Here is a 14,999-nt window from a genome sequence, read left to right as displayed (position 1 = left end):
TTTACAGCACCAGCCAGAGCAGAAAGGCCAGTACGATCAGCCCGACGACCGCGGCCAGTAAGGGGCGCTCAGCCAGCGGTTTCAGCGCGGGCGGCAGCGAGGCGGAAATCGGTGCCCAGATGGGGTGCGGATTCAACTCACTGTCGGCCAGCGCCTGCTCATGGGCTCGCTCTGCGCGCCGTGAAAACAGGAAGTTAAGCAGGTCCTGCGTCTGGGTCGGCGTCAACACCGTCTGCGGGGTAGCCTGGAACCGTTGCTGGCTGTAATCCTCCAGCATCTGCTGCTCACGCTTGTCCAGAGGATGTTTCAGTGAGCTTTCAATCAGCTGCAGCGTTGGCGCGCTGTGCTGGCTCAGCGTCTGACGCACCTGGAGATACTGAGTCAGTAACGGGTAATGGCGTGAAGGAATCGGATCGCCGCTGGTCAGGTTCACCAGCTTCAGCGCCGCCGTCCAGATTTTGCCGCTGGATTCGCCGGTGGCGGCCGCCAGGCGGACGATCTGCTGATTCAGCGCCTGGTGTTCGGCGGGCAGCAGAGAGCGATCGCTGGTGCGACTCTGTTGCGGCTGGGGGATTGCCATCTGACCATTTTGCAGCATGGTTAACACCTGACGCAGCTGGTCCTGCGTCAGGGCACTCAGCACCGTCTGACCAAACTGCTGACGGATAAAATCACTGACAGCCTGACGATTGTTTCCTTTCGGCAGCAATTCGGTCAGTTGCGTCATCAGCTGACGTGTGGCATGACCATTTTGCACCTGCGCCAGGCGGGCGTTGAGAAACTGCTCGGCAGCCGGGAAGTGGCGCGACTGCAGTTCCGCTTCACTCTTCACACCCACTTCATGGCGCAGCCCAGCCCAGAGCTCCGGCGCTTTTAACGTGCTGAGGGACATGATGCGCACAATCAAACGCTCAAGCGTCGTACGCTGGGCAGGCGACAGCGGTTGTTCACCGGCAACGCTGCCCGGACGTGAAGTGTCAGTTTGGGGATTAACAGATGAACGATCGCCGACCGGCACACCGGGGCCGCTGACAGGTTGCATGGCGGATTCCTTGGAAAACAGACTAGCGTGGGGTGCGCCGGAAACAGAATACGCTATGATAACAAAAGCCCCCTGGAAATCCACGGGGCTGATGTGTTTCAACCAAAGATTTACTTACTGATGCGCAGGCGTGGCTTTACGGCGCAGACGTTTCCATACAAACGGAACAATCAATACCGCCACGGCCAGGATCAGCAGCACTTTGGCAATAGGGCTCTCCCACAAAATCGCCATTTCACCATTGCTGATAGACAGCGCACGGCGCAGGTTCTGCTCCAGCATTTCGCCCAACACGAAACCTAAGATCAGCGGTGACATCGGAAAGTCCATTTTTCGCAGGATATAGCCAAAAACACCAAGCCCGACCATCAACAGCAGGTCAAAGGTGGTGCTGTGTACGGCGTAAACGCCAACCGCAGAAATGGCGGCAATGGCCGGTACCAGAAACCACAGCGGAATGGTCAGCATACGCGCGAACACGTTGATCATCGGGATGTTCATAATCAGCAGCATCACGTTGCCAATTAACAGCGCCGCAATGAGCCCCCAGACGATATCCGGCTGTTCGGTAAACATCGCCGGACCGGGCGTGATGTTATATAACGTCAACGCGCCGACCATCACCGCGGTGGTGCCAGAGCCCGGAATGCCCAGCGTCAGCATCGGAATAAACGATCCGCACGCCGAAGCGTTGTTGGCGGCTTCCGGCGCAGCAACACCACGAATATCGCCCTTACCAAACTGGTCGCTGCCGCTGATTTTTTTCTCTGTCATGTAGGCGATTGCGCTGGCGATGGTGGCACCGGCTCCGGGCAAGACACCGACAAAGAAACCAATAAACGATGATCGCAGCGTAGCCCCGGTCGACTGGGCGGCTTCTTTCATGTTGAACATCATGCGGCCACTGGCGCGCACCACCTTTTGTCCCGTATGGGTGGATTCCAGCATCAGCAAAATTTCGCTCACCGAGAACAGGCCAATGACCACCACGACAAACTGAATGCCGTCGGAGAGGTGAACGCTGTCAAAGGTAAAGCGGTAAACGCCGGTGTTGGCATCCACGCCAACGGTCGCCATGCTTAAGCCAATCAGGGCGGACAGAAATGACTTGAGCGGATTCTGGCTCATCATGCTGCCCAGGCAGGCAATGGCAAACACCATCAGCGCAAAATACTCCGCCGGGCCAAACGCCAGCGACCAGCGCGCCAGCAGCGGGGCGAACAGGATGATGCCGATAATCGCAATGGTGGAGCCGACAAACGAACTCACGGCAGAGACAGACAGCGCTACGCCCGCTTTTCCCTGCTGTGCCATGGGGTAGCCATCCAGCGCGGTCATAATCGCGCCAGCGTCGCCCGGCACATTGAGCAGTATCGACGAGATGCGTCCGCCGTATTCGCAGCCCAGATACACCGTTGCCAGTAAAATCAGGGCAGACTCCGCAGGCAGGTGCAGCGCAAAGGCCAGCGGCATCAGAATGGCCACGCCGTTGATCGGACCCAGACCGGGCAGCAGGCCAACAATCGTTCCGATAAAGCAGCCAGTTAAGGCAATCAGCAGGTTTTGCGGTGTCATGGCAACGGCAAAACCCTGCATGAGAAAAGACCAGATATCCATTTTTTTCTCCTTAGCTCATCAGGCTGCCAGCCGGCAGGGTGACATCCAGCAGATGGTCAAAGGCGTAAAACAGCGCCCACCCCATAACCGCGCCGGACAGGACGGCGGCCCACCAGCGCGCGCCAAACAGCATGCCGATGCCGAAGGTCAGGAGCGCGGTGGATAGCGGGAACCCCAGACGTTCAAACAGCCAGCCATACACGAACAGCATGACGGCCAGCGCCACCAGACGTTTCATCGTCTGCGGTGCGGGCCACTGGATGGCATCGGGCTTTCTCAGTAGCAGCATGACGGCACACAGCGCCATCAGGGTGAGCAGCGCCAGCGGAAAAGGCCGCGGGCCGACGGGTTCATAACTGTATTCACTCTGGATTTGCCAGGCGACAACTAACCCTGCCAGACATAACACCAGCCACAGCGTGGCAAAAATACGATCGCTCATGATGCGCTCCGGTTACTTAGCCAGACCAAAGGATTTCGCCTGCTCACGGTAAGCGGCCACCTGATTCTTCACGTATTTATCCAGTTCTGCGCCAAAGAGATTGAACTCAAACAGGCCACGCAGTTCGCGCTGTTGCCTGAATTCGGGCGTTTGCACCATTTTTTCGAACGCGTTCTGCCACCACTGGTAATCCGCGTCGCTGACCTTCGGCCCCAGATAGAAACCACGAATAATGGGCCATTCCACGTTAAACCCTTGCTCTTTCGCCGTCGGAATCGTCGCCAGCTGATCGGGCAGACGCTTGTCGGCCATCACCGCCAGGACGCGCAGTTTACTGCCTTGCAGGTGCGGCACCATTTCGCTGAGATCGCCCGACATCACCTGAATATGATTGCCCAACAACGCGGTGACGACTTCGCCCCCGCCTTCAAAGGCGACATAGCGCATCTTACGCGGATCGATACCGGCTTCTTTCGCCACCAGCGCGGTTTTCATCCAGTCCTGACTGCCGATGGAGGCACCCGCACCGACCACCACCTTGGTCGGATCTGCCTTCATGGCCGCCATTAATTCGCCCAGATTTTTCCACGGCGCGTCTTCCCGCACGGCGATCATGCCGTAATCTGTGCCGATGGCCGCTAACCACTTCACATCATCGACCGAGTAACGACCAAATTTTCCCTGCGACAGATTCAGCAGTGAGCCGCCCGAAAAGGCGACCACAGTGCCTGCTTCAGCCGGGCGCTGAGCCACAATAGCGTTATAGGCCACAGCACCCACGCCGCCAGGCATGTAGGTAATGCGCATCGGTTTTTCGATCTGTTTGGTTTCCATGAGTGAAACCTGAATCAGCTTACAGGTCAGATCGAAACCGCCACCCGGTTTGGCGGGGGCAATGCATTCGGTCCTGTCGGGGGCAGCGGCATTACCTGGCGACGGCAATATGAGAGCCAACAGGGCAGAGGCGAGGGCGGTGTGGATTATTTTTTTCATCGTGCGTTCCATCTTTCTTTCAGAGTGTGATTACTACCGACAATTCGGCGTTATTGAATTGTTAAATCGGTAACCTTTCATTTACCTTTCAGCCATCAGGTTTAGTGAAAGGATGTGATATGCGTCTCTTACTGGTGGAAGACACGGCCGAGCTGGCGCGATGGTTACAGAAGGCGTTAACGCAAAAAGGGTTTGCTGTGGACTGGGTCGCGGACGGCGTTTCGGCGGATCACAGCCTGCAAAGTGAAGATTATGCGCTGGTCGTACTGGATGTTTCCCTGCCGCGTCTGGACGGCATTGAGGTGTTAACCCGGTTACGTCGGCGTGGACAAAATGTCCCGGTGTTGCTGCTGACCGCACGCACAACGCTGGACGACCGCGTGCGCGGCCTGAATACCGGCGCGGATGACTATCTGACCAAACCCTTCGAACTGGATGAGCTGGATGCGCGCCTGCGTGCGTTGCTGCGTCGTGCGCAGGGACACTCGGCCCGGCACCAGACCCTGGGCCAGTTGGTGCTGAACGGTGAAGGCTACTTTTTGCTGGCAGAGAAACCGCTGGCGCTGACACCGCGTGAATCCAGCGTACTGACCACGCTGATGCAGCGTCGGGGCCGCCCGGTCTCGCGGCAGCATTTGTATGAACAAACCTTCACCCTGGCGGATGACGCCAGCCCGGAAAGCATTGAGCTGTATGTACACCGTGTACGCAAAAAGCTGGCGGGCAGTAACGTGGGCATTGTGACGCTGCGCGGACTGGGCTACAGCCTGGAAACCCTGGCATGCGACTGATCACCTCGCTACGGGGCGAGTTACTGGCCTGGCTGGGGCTGCCGCTTTCCCTGATGTGGGTGCTTTCTGTTTACACGCACTATCAGAGCGGACTGGCGGCGGCGAATCAGGCCTACGATCGCTCTCTGCTGGCCTCTGCGCGCACAGTCGCTGAACGGCTGGTGGTGCGTAACCAACACCTGGAGGTCGACGTGCCCTGGGTGGTGCTCGACAGCTTTGAGCGCAACATGAATGATCGCCTGTTTTATCAGGTGATTTCGCCGCAGGGGAAAACGCTGTCCGGCTATGACGGGCTTCCCCCGATCCCCGTCACCAGCGCGATGTCAGAGATTTATCCCGCGCTGGTCCATTTCTATGACGGCTATTATCAAAAGCAGCGCATCCGGGTAGCGGCCTTGTGGCAGCCCGTCAGCGAGACGGGCGCGGAAGGTATGGCGCTGGTGCTGGTCGCGGAAACCATCCATTCCCGTGAGGCTTTCGCGAAAGGGCTGATGCGCACGGCTTTGCTCAGCCAGAGCGCGCTGGTGTTAATTGCCGTGTTGCTGGCAAGCCTGATGCTACGCCGGGTGTTGCGGCCTTTACGCCGTCTGTCCCGCATTGTGCTGCGTCGCGATGGTGCTGAACTGACGCCGCTGCCGTCCCTGCCGTGGTCGGAGCTACAGCCGCTTATCGTGGCATTTAACCGCTATCTGGAACGGCTGCGGGGATTGCTGGCGCGTCAGGATCGGTTCAGCGCCGACGCCGCTCATCAGCTTCGCACGCCGCTCACTATTCTGAAAACCCAGATCGGCACGGCGCTGGACAGCCATCAGCCCGAACAGTGGCGGGAAAGCCTGCAGAGCATGCGCTACACGCTGGATGACACCATCCTGCTTACCGACCGGCTGCTGCAACTGGCGCGTATCAAAGCCCGACACGGCGAAGATAAACCCATGGTGAAAGTGGATCTGGCGACGGTGGTGCGCGAGGCGTGCCTGAGCCGCTATGCGGCTGCGCGTGCGAAACAGATTGATCTGGGTTACGAAGGTGATGCGCACGGCGACGTCAAAGGCGATGCGCTGCTGCTGGGCGAGCTGTGCGCCAACCTGCTGGATAACGCTATTACCTATACGCCGGTGCAGGGTACGGTGACGGCGCGCCTGGAGAGCGGCAGATTATACATTGAGGATTCAGGGCCGGGCATTCGCCCGGAAGAGCAGCAAAGCGCGTTACGGCCATTTATCCGGCTGGATAACGCCGCGATGCAGACGGGAGCAGGTATCGGGCTGGCGCTGGTGCACGATATTTGCGCCTGGCATGGCGCAACCGTCACGCTGGATAGCAGCCCCTCACTCGGTGGGCTGCGTGTCACTATCCGGTTTAATGCGGATCGGCCTTAAGCGATTCCCGTCGCGTTAACGGCCTGCGCAGACGCTGTGCCAGCAGAACGCCCGCCAGCGTCAGACCGCCGCCAATCCAGTGATAGCTGTGCAGATGTTCATGCAAAAACAGCACCGCAATCAGGGCGGTAAAGAGCGGTGTCAGATTCATAAAAATACTGGTGATGCTGGCCCCCAACTTTTGTACGCCATGAATCCACAGCCAGGGGGCCAGAATGGAGGCGAACAGGCCGGCAAAGGCCACCAGGGGAAGATTCCGTGGCGTGAGCGAGACATCCGGTGTCATCAGAAAACCGGGCAGCAACAGCATCACGCCAGCGGCAATTTGCACATACAGACTCTGCCAGACGGGCAGGGGAATCGACCAGCGTTTTGTCATCACGCCGTAAAGCGCATAGCAGGCTGAGGCCGCCAGCATCAGGGCTTCGCCCGTACCGATGCCGTGATGCAGCAGCTGGTCAGGATTGCCTTCACTGACCAGCCAGATTAAGCCACAGAAGGAGATCAGACTGCCGGCCAGAATCCCCACGGTCGGGGCAATCCGCAGAATAAGGACACTGAGCAGCACGGTGAGTAGCGGGATGAGCGCGGCGATAATGCCCATAAACAGGGCACTCACGCTATGGGCGGCGTAATAGGCCAGACTCTGATACAGCGCCATGCCCAGCAGGCCCAGAATCATCAGTCGTCCCAGATGCGGCCGGATCGTCTGCCATTGCCGCAGCACGCCCGGCAGGACAAAAGGCGTCAGCACCAGCAACGCCAGCAGCCAGCGATAGAACGAAATTGCGGCAGGCTCAATGGCACCTGCCGATAATTTATTCACGATAGCGTTAACCGACCAAATCAACACCGCAAACAGCGGAAATAAAAAGACCATAACAAGGCTCCCGTCTCAGACCCGCGGCAGTGTACGCCTGTGATGCCCCTTTCTGCCAGCCTTACCCGCCCCTGCACTGCGTGGTTAGGCGAATGTCAGGCTTTTGTGCCAGAATAGCGGCCTTCAATACACAGACAGGAAAGCCGTGGTGAAAATTCTCGTCGATGAAAATATGCCGTATGCCCGTGAACTCTTTAGTCGTACGGGCGATGTGGTCGCCGTACCTGGCCGACCGCTTCCTGAAGCCGAACTGGCAGATGCCGATGGTCTGATGGTGCGTTCCGTCACCCAGGTCAACGCCGCGTTGTTGCAGGACAAACCCGTTAAGTTTGTCGGCACTGCCACGGCGGGCACGGATCATATTGACGAAGCGTGGCTGCAGCAGGCGGGCATCGCCTTCTCTGCGGCCCCCGGCTGTAACGCGATTGCGGTGGTTGAATACGTGTTTTCTGCCTTGCTGCTGCTGGCAGAGCGGGACGGTTTCCAGTTGCGCGATCGTACTGTTGGCATCGTGGGCGTGGGAAATGTGGGCGGACGCCTGCAGAAGCGGCTGGAAGCCTGGGGCGTAAAAACCCTGTTATGCGATCCCCCGCGCGCCGATCGGGGTGACGACGGCGAGTTTCTCTCACTTGATGCGCTGGTGCAACAGGCCGATATTCTGACCTTTCACACGCCGCTGTTTAAATCCGGCCCCTATAAAAGCTGGCATCTGGCCGATGCCGCGCTGCTGATGGCCCTGAAACCGAAGACGATTTTGATTAACGCCTGCCGTGGCCCGGTGGTCGACAATGCCGCACTGCTTGAGGTGCTGAACCTGCGTCACGATCTGAGCGTGGTGCTGGACGTCTGGGAACCGGAGCCGGATCTCTCCCTCGCGTTGCTGGATCGGGTTGATATCGCCACGGCGCACATTGCCGGTTACACCCTTGAGGGCAAGGCGCGCGGCACCACCCAGGTGTTCGAAGCCTGGTGCGACTTTATTGGTCAGCCGCAGCAGGTGCCCCTGAGCAGCCTGTTGCCTACGCCAGAGTTCAGCCAGATCAGCCTGAATGGGCCGCTCGATCAGCCAACGCTGAAACGTCTTGTGCATCTGGTGTATGATGTGCGCCGCGATGATGCGCCCCTGCGAAAAGTGGCGGCAAAACCGGGTGAATTTGACCGCCTGCGCAAGCAGTATGAAGAGCGTCGCGAGTGGTCATCATTGCAGGTGAACTGCGATGAGGCCGCGACCGCAGAAATGCTCACTCAGTTGGGCTTTAACGCCGTATTATCCTCCACCTGATTGTCAGCCTGCGTAAAACGCGGGCACAGGTGCAGGGATAAATCTGAATCCCTGGGCGGTGGCATCACCGCCTTCTGTTTTTATGTCATTGTCTGAGGTAAACCAACATGTCTGACGGCTGGAATATTGCGCTTCTTGGCGCAACAGGCGCAGTAGGGAACGCTGTACTGGAACTGCTGGCTCAACGCCAGTTCCCGGTTGGTGAATTGTATTTGCTGGCAAGCGATAACAGCGCCGGTGAAAGTAAACGTTTTGAAGGGCGCTCTCTGCGGGTTGAAAACGCCGCGGAGTTTGACTGGTCACAGGCGCAGCTGGCCTTCTTTGTTGCCGGTCGTGACGCCTCGGCCCGTTATGCGGAAGAGGCGGCGAGTGCGGGTTGCCTGGTTATCGACAGCAGTGAGCTGTTTGCCCTGTCGCCGGATGTGCCGCTGGTGGTGCCGGATGTGAATCCGCAGGTGCTGGCCGATTACCGTAATCGCAATATCATCAGCGTGGCCGATAATCTGGTGAGCCAGCTGCTGACGGCTATCAAACCGCTGGTCGATGCCGCCGGTTTAGGCCGTTTGCAGGTCACCAATCTGATCTCCGTCTCCACGCACGGCAAAGTGGCTGTGGATGCGCTGGCCGGGGAGAGCGCCCGCCTGCTGAACGGCGTACCGGCGGATGACCACCATTTTGGTCGTCAGCTGGCTTTTAACCTGCTGCCACAACAGGCCGATGCAGAGGGCAGCGTGGAGAGCGAGCGTCGCCTGGTTGATCAGGTGCGTAAAGTGTTGCAGGACGACGGTTTGCCCGTGGCGGTCAGCAGCGTTCAGGCACCGGTGTTTTATGGCAATGCCCAGATCGTCCACATTGAAAATCTGCGCCCGCTGTCGGCAGACGAAGCCAGAGCGGAGCTGGCCCTGGCCGCCGATATTCGCCTGAGCGACGAAGAGGACGTTCCCACGCCGGTAACGGATGCCTCAGGTAGCGATGCGCTGAGTATCGGCAGTGTACGTAATGACTACGGTATTCCGGAGCTGTTGCAGTTCTGGTCCGTGGCGGACAACGTTCGTTTCGGTGGCGCGCTGATGGCGGTGAAAACCGCAGAGAAGCTGGTGCAGGAGTATATGTACTGATGTCGGAAGGTCAGACAAGAAAGCTGGCACTGGGCATTGAGTACGACGGCAGCCGATACTACGGCTGGCAACGGCAGCAGGAAGTGCGCAGCGTGCAGGAAAAGCTGGAGCGGGCGCTGTCGAAGGTCGCGGACCATCCGGTGAGCGTATTTTGCGCCGGGCGTACCGATGCTGGCGTGCACGGCACCGGACAGGTGGTGCATTTTGAGACCGTGGCGCAGCGAGCGGATGCCGCCTGGACATTGGGTGTCAATGCCAATCTGCCGGACGATATCGCTGTACGTTGGGTGAAAGCCGTGCCGGACGAGTTTCATGCACGGTTCAGCGCCACAGCCCGGCGTTACCGTTACCTGATTTACAACCAGCGCTTACGTCCGGCTATCCTGGGCAAGGGCGTGACGCACTTTTACTATCCGCTGGATGTGGAAAAGATGCAGCGCGCCGGGCAGAGCCTGCTGGGCGAGAACGATTTCACCTCGTTTCGCGCCGTACAGTGCCAGTCGCGTACGCCATGGCGCAACGTGATGCACCTGAACGTCAGTCGTCACGGGCCCTATGTCATTGTGGACATTAAAGCCAACGCTTTTGTGCACCATATGGTGCGCAACATTGTCGGTAGTCTGATGGAAATTGGCTGTGGTAATCAGCCAGAATCCTGGATGGCAGAACTGCTGGCCGCCAAAGATCGCACGCTGGCGGCGGCCACGGCAAAAGCCGAAGGGCTTTACCTGGTGGCGGTGGATTATCCCGCGCACTTTGCTTTACCTCAGCCGCCGATGGGGCCGTTGTTCCTCGCGGATTAATCAACCTTAGCTAAAGGGATCGTTATGGAGTTCATCCATTTTGTGGTCGATTTTATTTTGCACATTGATGTGCATCTGGCCGAATTAGTCGCGCAGTATGGCATCTGGATTTACGCCATTTTGTTCCTGATTTTATTCTGCGAAACCGGCTTAGTGGTCACGCCGTTTTTGCCAGGCGACTCGCTGCTGTTTGTCGCGGGGGCACTGGCGGCATTGCCCGGTAACGATCTGAACGTCCACCTGATGGTCGCGCTGCTGGTTATCGCGGCGATCCTGGGTGATGCGGTGAACTACACCATCGGTAAACTGTTCGGTGAACGCCTGTTCAGCAACCCGAACTCGAAAATTTTCCGTCGCAGCTATCTGGATAAAACCCATGCGTTTTATGCCCGTCATGGTGGAAAAACCATTATTCTTGCCCGTTTCGTGCCGATTGTGCGTACCTTTGCCCCTTTTGTCGCCGGCATGGGCCACATGTCCTATCGGCATTTTGCCCTGTTTAACGTTACCGGTGCGCTGGCATGGGTGCTGCTGTTTTCCTATGCAGGCTATCTGTTTGGCGATTTGCCAGTGGTGCAGGAAAATCTTAAGCTGCTCATCCTGGGCATTATCGTGGTATCGGTTCTGCCGGGCATTATCGAAATCTGGCGTCATCGCCGCCAGGCTAAGCAGCAAAATTAACCCTGAGCAGGCTTACCACTCAGGGGTAAGACCAGATTTTTATCCACAGTCTTAACTGGTTGTGGTTTAATGAGCGACATTTACCGTCTGCTGAAGCGGTTTTCAGCAGCATCAAGACGACTGGACCAGGTCAGTTTTTAACAGAAAGGTCATCAATGAGCTGGATTGAACGCATTCTTAATAAAAGCAATATTACGCCTGCACGTCGTGCCAACATTCCGGAAGGAGTGTGGACGAAATGCGACAGCTGTGGCCAGGTACTTTACCGTGCCGAGCTGGAGCGTAATCTTGAGGTCTGCCCGAAGTGCGACCACCACATGCGCATGCACGCCCGTGAGCGTCTGGCGAGCCTGCTCGATCAGGGCACGCTGGTTGAACTGGGCAGCGAGCTGGAACCCAAAGATCTGCTGAAGTTCAGGGATTCCAAAAAGTACAAAGATCGTCTGGTTGCGGCACAAAAAGCGACAGATGAAAAAGATGCGCTGATCGTCATGAAAGGCCAACTGCACGGTATGCCGGTTGTCGCGGCGGCCTTTGAGTTCGCGTTTATGGGCGGTTCAATGGGCTCTGTTGTCGGGGCGCGTTTTGTTCGCGCGGTCGAGCAGGCGCTGGAAGACAACTGTCCGCTTATCTGCTTCTCCGCCAGCGGCGGTGCCCGTATGCAGGAAGCGTTAATGTCACTGATGCAGATGGCGAAAACTTCTGCGGCGCTGGCGAAAATGCAGGAACGCGGTCTGCCCTATATTTCGGTGCTGACTGACCCAACCATGGGCGGTGTTTCCGCCAGCTTCGCGATGCTGGGCGATCTGAACGTGGCCGAACCGAAAGCGCTGATTGGCTTTGCGGGTCCACGCGTTATTGAGCAGACCGTGCGTGAAAAACTGCCGCCGGGCTTCCAGCGAAGTGAATTTCTGATTGAAAAAGGCGCGATTGACATGATCATTCGTCGTCCGGAAATGCGCTTTAAACTGGCAAGTCTGCTGGCAAAAATGATGAACCTGCCGGCACCGTTGCACGATGGTGAAGAGTTCGCACCTGCGACGTCCCACCCGGAGAGTAACGAGGCCTGACAGGAGACAGAAGGCGCGCCGGTCGCGCCTTCCACCCATGCACCCTATACCTTGTTGCTTTCACCAGGTATAAATTTGCAAAACGGGACATATGGACAATCTTCACCTCCCTCAAGCCACGTCGCCTTTGGCCACGTGGCTTTATTATCTTGAGCACCTCCACACTCAGGCAATTGAACTGGGCCTGGACCGTATTCGCCAGGTGGCGCAACGTCTGGACCTGCTGAAGCCTGCCCCTTTTGTTTTCACCGTTGCCGGTACCAATGGTAAAGGCACTACCTGTCGGACGCTTGAAACCCTGTTGATGGCCGCGGGCTATCGCGTGGGCGTTTACAGCTCGCCGCATCTCGTGCGTTATACGGAGCGTGTCCGGGTGCAGGGACAGGAGCTGAGTGAAGCGCAACACAGCGCCAGTTTCGCTGATATTGAAGCGGGACGCGGTACTATCTCCCTGACCTATTTTGAATTCGGCACGCTGTCGGCGCTTAACCTGTTCCAGCAGGCGAAGCTTGACGTGGTCATTCTGGAAGTCGGGCTGGGTGGGCGGCTGGACGCAACGAATATTGTGGATGCCGATGTCGCGGTGGTGACCAGTATTGCGCTGGACCATACCGACTGGCTTGGCCCGGATCGCGACAGCATTGGTCGGGAAAAAGCGGGCGTATTCCGTCAGGGTAAACCTGCGGTGGTGGGTGAGCCTACTATGCCGGTGACGATTGCCGATGTCGCCAGGGAAAAGGGCGCTCAGCTCATTCAGCTTGGCCGTGACTGGCACTATCATGCGCAGGCAGAAAGCTGGTCTCTGCGCGATGCGCACGGTGAACTGAGCGATCTACCGCTGCCGCAGGTGCCCCTGCCGAATGCGGCAACGGCGCTGGTGGCGCTGCGTGCCTCGGGCCTCAACGTCAGCGACGCACATATCCGAGCCAGCCTGCCGCTGGCGGTGCTACCCGGGCGCTTTCAGACCGTCAGTGAGTCGCCTCGCGTGATTCTGGATGTGGCGCATAACCCGCATGCAGCAGGCTACCTGGCATCGCGCCTGGCTGCCTTGCCGACGCGGGGGCACGTTCACGCCGTGGTCGGGATGCTGCATGATAAAGATATCGCCGGGACGCTGTCCGCGCTGGCCCCGCAGGTCGACTTCTGGTACTGCGCGCCGCTGTCCGGCCCGCGCGGTGCCAGTGCAGAACAACTCATGGCACACGTAACGTCTGCCCGGGCATTCGCAGATGTCGAACAGGCCTGGCAACAGGCGCGGCAGCAGGCTGAACCGCAGGACATCATCCTGGTATGCGGCTCTTTCCTGACCGTCGCGCAGGTGATGGAATCGATTGAAACGGAGAGAGGACGTGGCGAGTAAGTTTCAAAACCGTTTAGTCGGTACCGTTATTCTGGTGGCCATCGGCGTGATTGTGTTGCCGGGGCTGCTGGATGGTAAGAAAAAACACTATAAAGAAGAGTTTGCGGCGATTCCACTGGTCCCGAAACCGGACGACCAGCAGGACAGCGAAATGGTGCCGCCGGTCACCCAGTCGCTGCCAGCCCATCCGCCTGCCGGCGCGGGCAGTGCGGTAAGTCATCCTGACGGGGGTAACTCACAGGCGCAAGAGGGCAGCACGCAGCCCGAGCAAAACAGTGCGCCGAGTGTCGTATCACCGCCGCCTGTACATTCGACGACAGCGAAAGAAAAACCAGCTGAGACGACAAAACCGAAACATACTGAGCAGGCTAAACCGAAGCCGGTAGAACAGACGCAGAGCAAACCGGTCGAGAAAACCAAACCGGTTGAGCAAGCGAAGCCCGTTGAAAAAACCAGGCCGGCCGAGCAGGCAGCGCGCACCGAGGAAGCGGCCCCGGCAGAGCAACCGAAAGAGACGCAACCCTCGGGACAGGCGTATGTTGTCCAGTTGGGCGCATTGAAGAACGCCAGCAAGGTCAACGAGATTGTCGCGAAGCTGCGCCTGTCGGGTTACCGGGCCTATACGGTGCCGTCAACGCCGGTGCAGGGACAAATCACCCGCATTTATGTGGGACCGGATGCGTCTAAAGCGAAAATGCAGGCGGCAGTGGGCGAGCTGAAAAACGTCTCGGGCTTAAGCGGCGTGGTTAAGCCCTACAGCGCGCGTTAAACCCGCGATTGGCGCTGCCGATAAGAATAACAGGCAGCGACAATCAGCTCTGGCTAAGCGGGGCGGGCAACGGTTAGCCTGGCTTTTCAAGGGGTTAACCGGATAACAATCTCACAGGCGAAGTTCGTTTTTTTCTTCGCCTTTTTTATGGATGCAGAACCTGAAAACCCCTACGCAAACGTTTTCTTTTTCTGTTAGAATGCGCCCCGAACTGGATGCAGGGGTGCAATGGCACTGGCGCTGGAAGAGTTCATGATCTGGATTGATTACGTCATTATTGCGGTAGTTGGTTTTTCGGCTTTGGTCAGCCTGGTTCGAGGGTTTGTCCGCGAAGCCTTATCTCTTGTTACCTGGGGATGCGCGTTTTTTGTCGCCAGTCATTACTATGCCTACCTTGCTGTCTGGTTTACAGGTTTTGACGACGAACTGGTTCGGAACGGAATCGCCATTGCGGTGCTGTTCATTGCGACCCTGATTGTGGGGGCGATAGTGAACTACGTTATCGGCTCGCTGGTAGAAAAAACCGGCCTGTCGGGAACCGATCGGGTATTAGGCGTTTGTTTCGGGGCCTTGCGTGGTGTGCTTATTGTAGCCGCTTTGCTGTTCTTCCTGGATACATTCACGGGTTTTTCAAAAAGCCCGGACTGGCAGCAGTCTCAACTTATTCCCGAGTTCAGTTCTATAATCAGGTGGTTTTTTGACTACCTGAAAAGCACGTCGAGTTTTTTGCCCCGGTGAGACCATCGGGCGTACGGCTTAATGAGGAAATGAC

The 14,999-nt window shown here is 57.8% G+C and carries 15 protein-coding genes; 10 read left to right on the top strand and 5 right to left on the bottom strand.

Going from position 1 to position 14,999, the window contains the following annotated elements; all coding sequences use genetic code 11:
* Window position 1: 1 nt before the first annotated feature.
* The 4 genes from flk to C7434_RS09430 all read right to left on the bottom strand — a co-directional run bounded on the left by flk (window position 2) and on the right by C7434_RS09430 (window position 4,106).
* A complete protein-coding gene (flk, locus tag C7434_RS09445) occupies window positions 2-1,042 on the bottom strand; it encodes a flagella biosynthesis regulator Flk (RefSeq protein ID WP_033740689.1) in 1,041 nt (346 codons plus the stop codon).
* Window positions 1,043-1,156: 114 nt separating this feature from the next.
* Complete coding sequence (locus tag C7434_RS09440) at window positions 1,157-2,659, bottom strand: tripartite tricarboxylate transporter permease (protein ID WP_033740688.1); 1,503 nt, start codon at window positions 2,657-2,659, stop codon at window positions 1,157-1,159.
* A 10-nt stretch (window positions 2,660-2,669) separates the two neighbouring features.
* Window positions 2,670-3,101, bottom strand: coding sequence for a tripartite tricarboxylate transporter TctB family protein (locus C7434_RS09435; RefSeq protein WP_033740687.1), 432 nt, complete (start codon window positions 3,099-3,101; stop codon window positions 2,670-2,672).
* Between the two features lie 12 nt (window positions 3,102-3,113).
* Window positions 3,114-4,106, bottom strand: coding sequence for a tripartite tricarboxylate transporter substrate binding protein (locus C7434_RS09430; protein WP_133745387.1), 993 nt, complete (start codon window positions 4,104-4,106; stop codon window positions 3,114-3,116).
* Between the two features lie 107 nt (window positions 4,107-4,213).
* Between C7434_RS09430 and tctD the strand changes: the two genes are divergently transcribed.
* Both tctD and C7434_RS09420 read left to right on the top strand, forming a co-directional pair.
* The gene (gene tctD, locus C7434_RS09425) at window positions 4,214-4,885 is read left to right on the top strand and encodes a transcriptional regulator TctD (protein ID WP_033740685.1); all 672 of its coding nucleotides are present in this window, start codon (window positions 4,214-4,216) and stop codon (window positions 4,883-4,885) included.
* Window positions 4,876-6,264, top strand: coding sequence for a sensor histidine kinase (locus C7434_RS09420; protein WP_133745386.1), 1,389 nt, complete (start codon window positions 4,876-4,878; stop codon window positions 6,262-6,264). The genes tctD and C7434_RS09420 overlap by 10 nt, the downstream gene beginning before the upstream one ends.
* Here C7434_RS09420 and C7434_RS09415 read toward each other — a convergent pair.
* Window positions 6,245-7,144 carry a DMT family transporter gene (locus C7434_RS09415; RefSeq protein WP_033740681.1) on the bottom strand — a complete coding sequence of 300 codons (900 nt, stop codon included), beginning with the start codon at window positions 7,142-7,144 and terminating at the stop codon, window positions 6,245-6,247. The genes C7434_RS09420 and C7434_RS09415 overlap by 20 nt on opposite strands.
* 148 nt (window positions 7,145-7,292) lie before the next feature.
* Between C7434_RS09415 and pdxB the strand changes: the two genes are divergently transcribed.
* The 8 genes from pdxB to cvpA all read left to right on the top strand — a co-directional run bounded on the left by pdxB (window position 7,293) and on the right by cvpA (window position 14,965).
* Window positions 7,293-8,426 carry a 4-phosphoerythronate dehydrogenase PdxB gene (pdxB, locus tag C7434_RS09410; protein WP_039339712.1) on the top strand — a complete coding sequence of 378 codons (1,134 nt, stop codon included), beginning with the start codon at window positions 7,293-7,295 and terminating at the stop codon, window positions 8,424-8,426.
* Window positions 8,427-8,533: 107 nt separating this feature from the next.
* Window positions 8,534-9,544, top strand: a complete 1,011-nt coding sequence (locus tag C7434_RS09405; protein ID WP_039339710.1) for an aspartate-semialdehyde dehydrogenase — start codon at window positions 8,534-8,536, stop codon at window positions 9,542-9,544.
* Window positions 9,544-10,347 carry a tRNA pseudouridine(38-40) synthase TruA gene (gene truA / locus C7434_RS09400; RefSeq protein ID WP_006120062.1) on the top strand — a complete coding sequence of 268 codons (804 nt, stop codon included), beginning with the start codon at window positions 9,544-9,546 and terminating at the stop codon, window positions 10,345-10,347. The genes C7434_RS09405 and truA overlap by 1 nt, the downstream gene beginning before the upstream one ends.
* A gap of 24 nt (window positions 10,348-10,371) precedes the next feature.
* Entirely contained in the window at window positions 10,372-11,028 is a 657-nt protein-coding gene (locus tag C7434_RS09395; RefSeq protein ID WP_033740676.1) for a DedA family protein, read from the top strand.
* A gap of 155 nt (window positions 11,029-11,183) precedes the next feature.
* Window positions 11,184-12,098 carry an acetyl-CoA carboxylase, carboxyltransferase subunit beta gene (gene accD / locus C7434_RS09390; RefSeq protein ID WP_033740674.1) on the top strand — a complete coding sequence of 305 codons (915 nt, stop codon included), beginning with the start codon at window positions 11,184-11,186 and terminating at the stop codon, window positions 12,096-12,098.
* Between the two features lie 91 nt (window positions 12,099-12,189).
* Window positions 12,190-13,458, top strand: coding sequence for a bifunctional tetrahydrofolate synthase/dihydrofolate synthase (folC, locus tag C7434_RS09385; RefSeq protein WP_133745385.1), 1,269 nt, complete (start codon window positions 12,190-12,192; stop codon window positions 13,456-13,458).
* Window positions 13,448-14,227: a cell division protein DedD gene (dedD, locus tag C7434_RS09380; protein WP_033740672.1), complete on the top strand. Its 780-nt coding sequence runs from the start codon at window positions 13,448-13,450 to the stop codon at window positions 14,225-14,227. The genes folC and dedD overlap by 11 nt, the downstream gene beginning before the upstream one ends.
* A 252-nt stretch (window positions 14,228-14,479) precedes the next feature.
* A complete protein-coding gene (cvpA, locus tag C7434_RS09375) occupies window positions 14,480-14,965 on the top strand; it encodes a colicin V production protein (RefSeq protein WP_026021019.1) in 486 nt (161 codons plus the stop codon).
* Window positions 14,966-14,999: the final 34 nt, after the last annotated feature.

Origin of the sequence: Pantoea sp. PNA 14-12 (assembly GCF_004364735.1) — a bacterium.
Classification (GTDB): domain Bacteria; phylum Pseudomonadota; class Gammaproteobacteria; order Enterobacterales; family Enterobacteriaceae; genus Pantoea; species Pantoea stewartii.
Note: the sequence above shows the minus strand (reverse complement) of the source record. Positions and strands in the feature narration are given on the sequence as shown.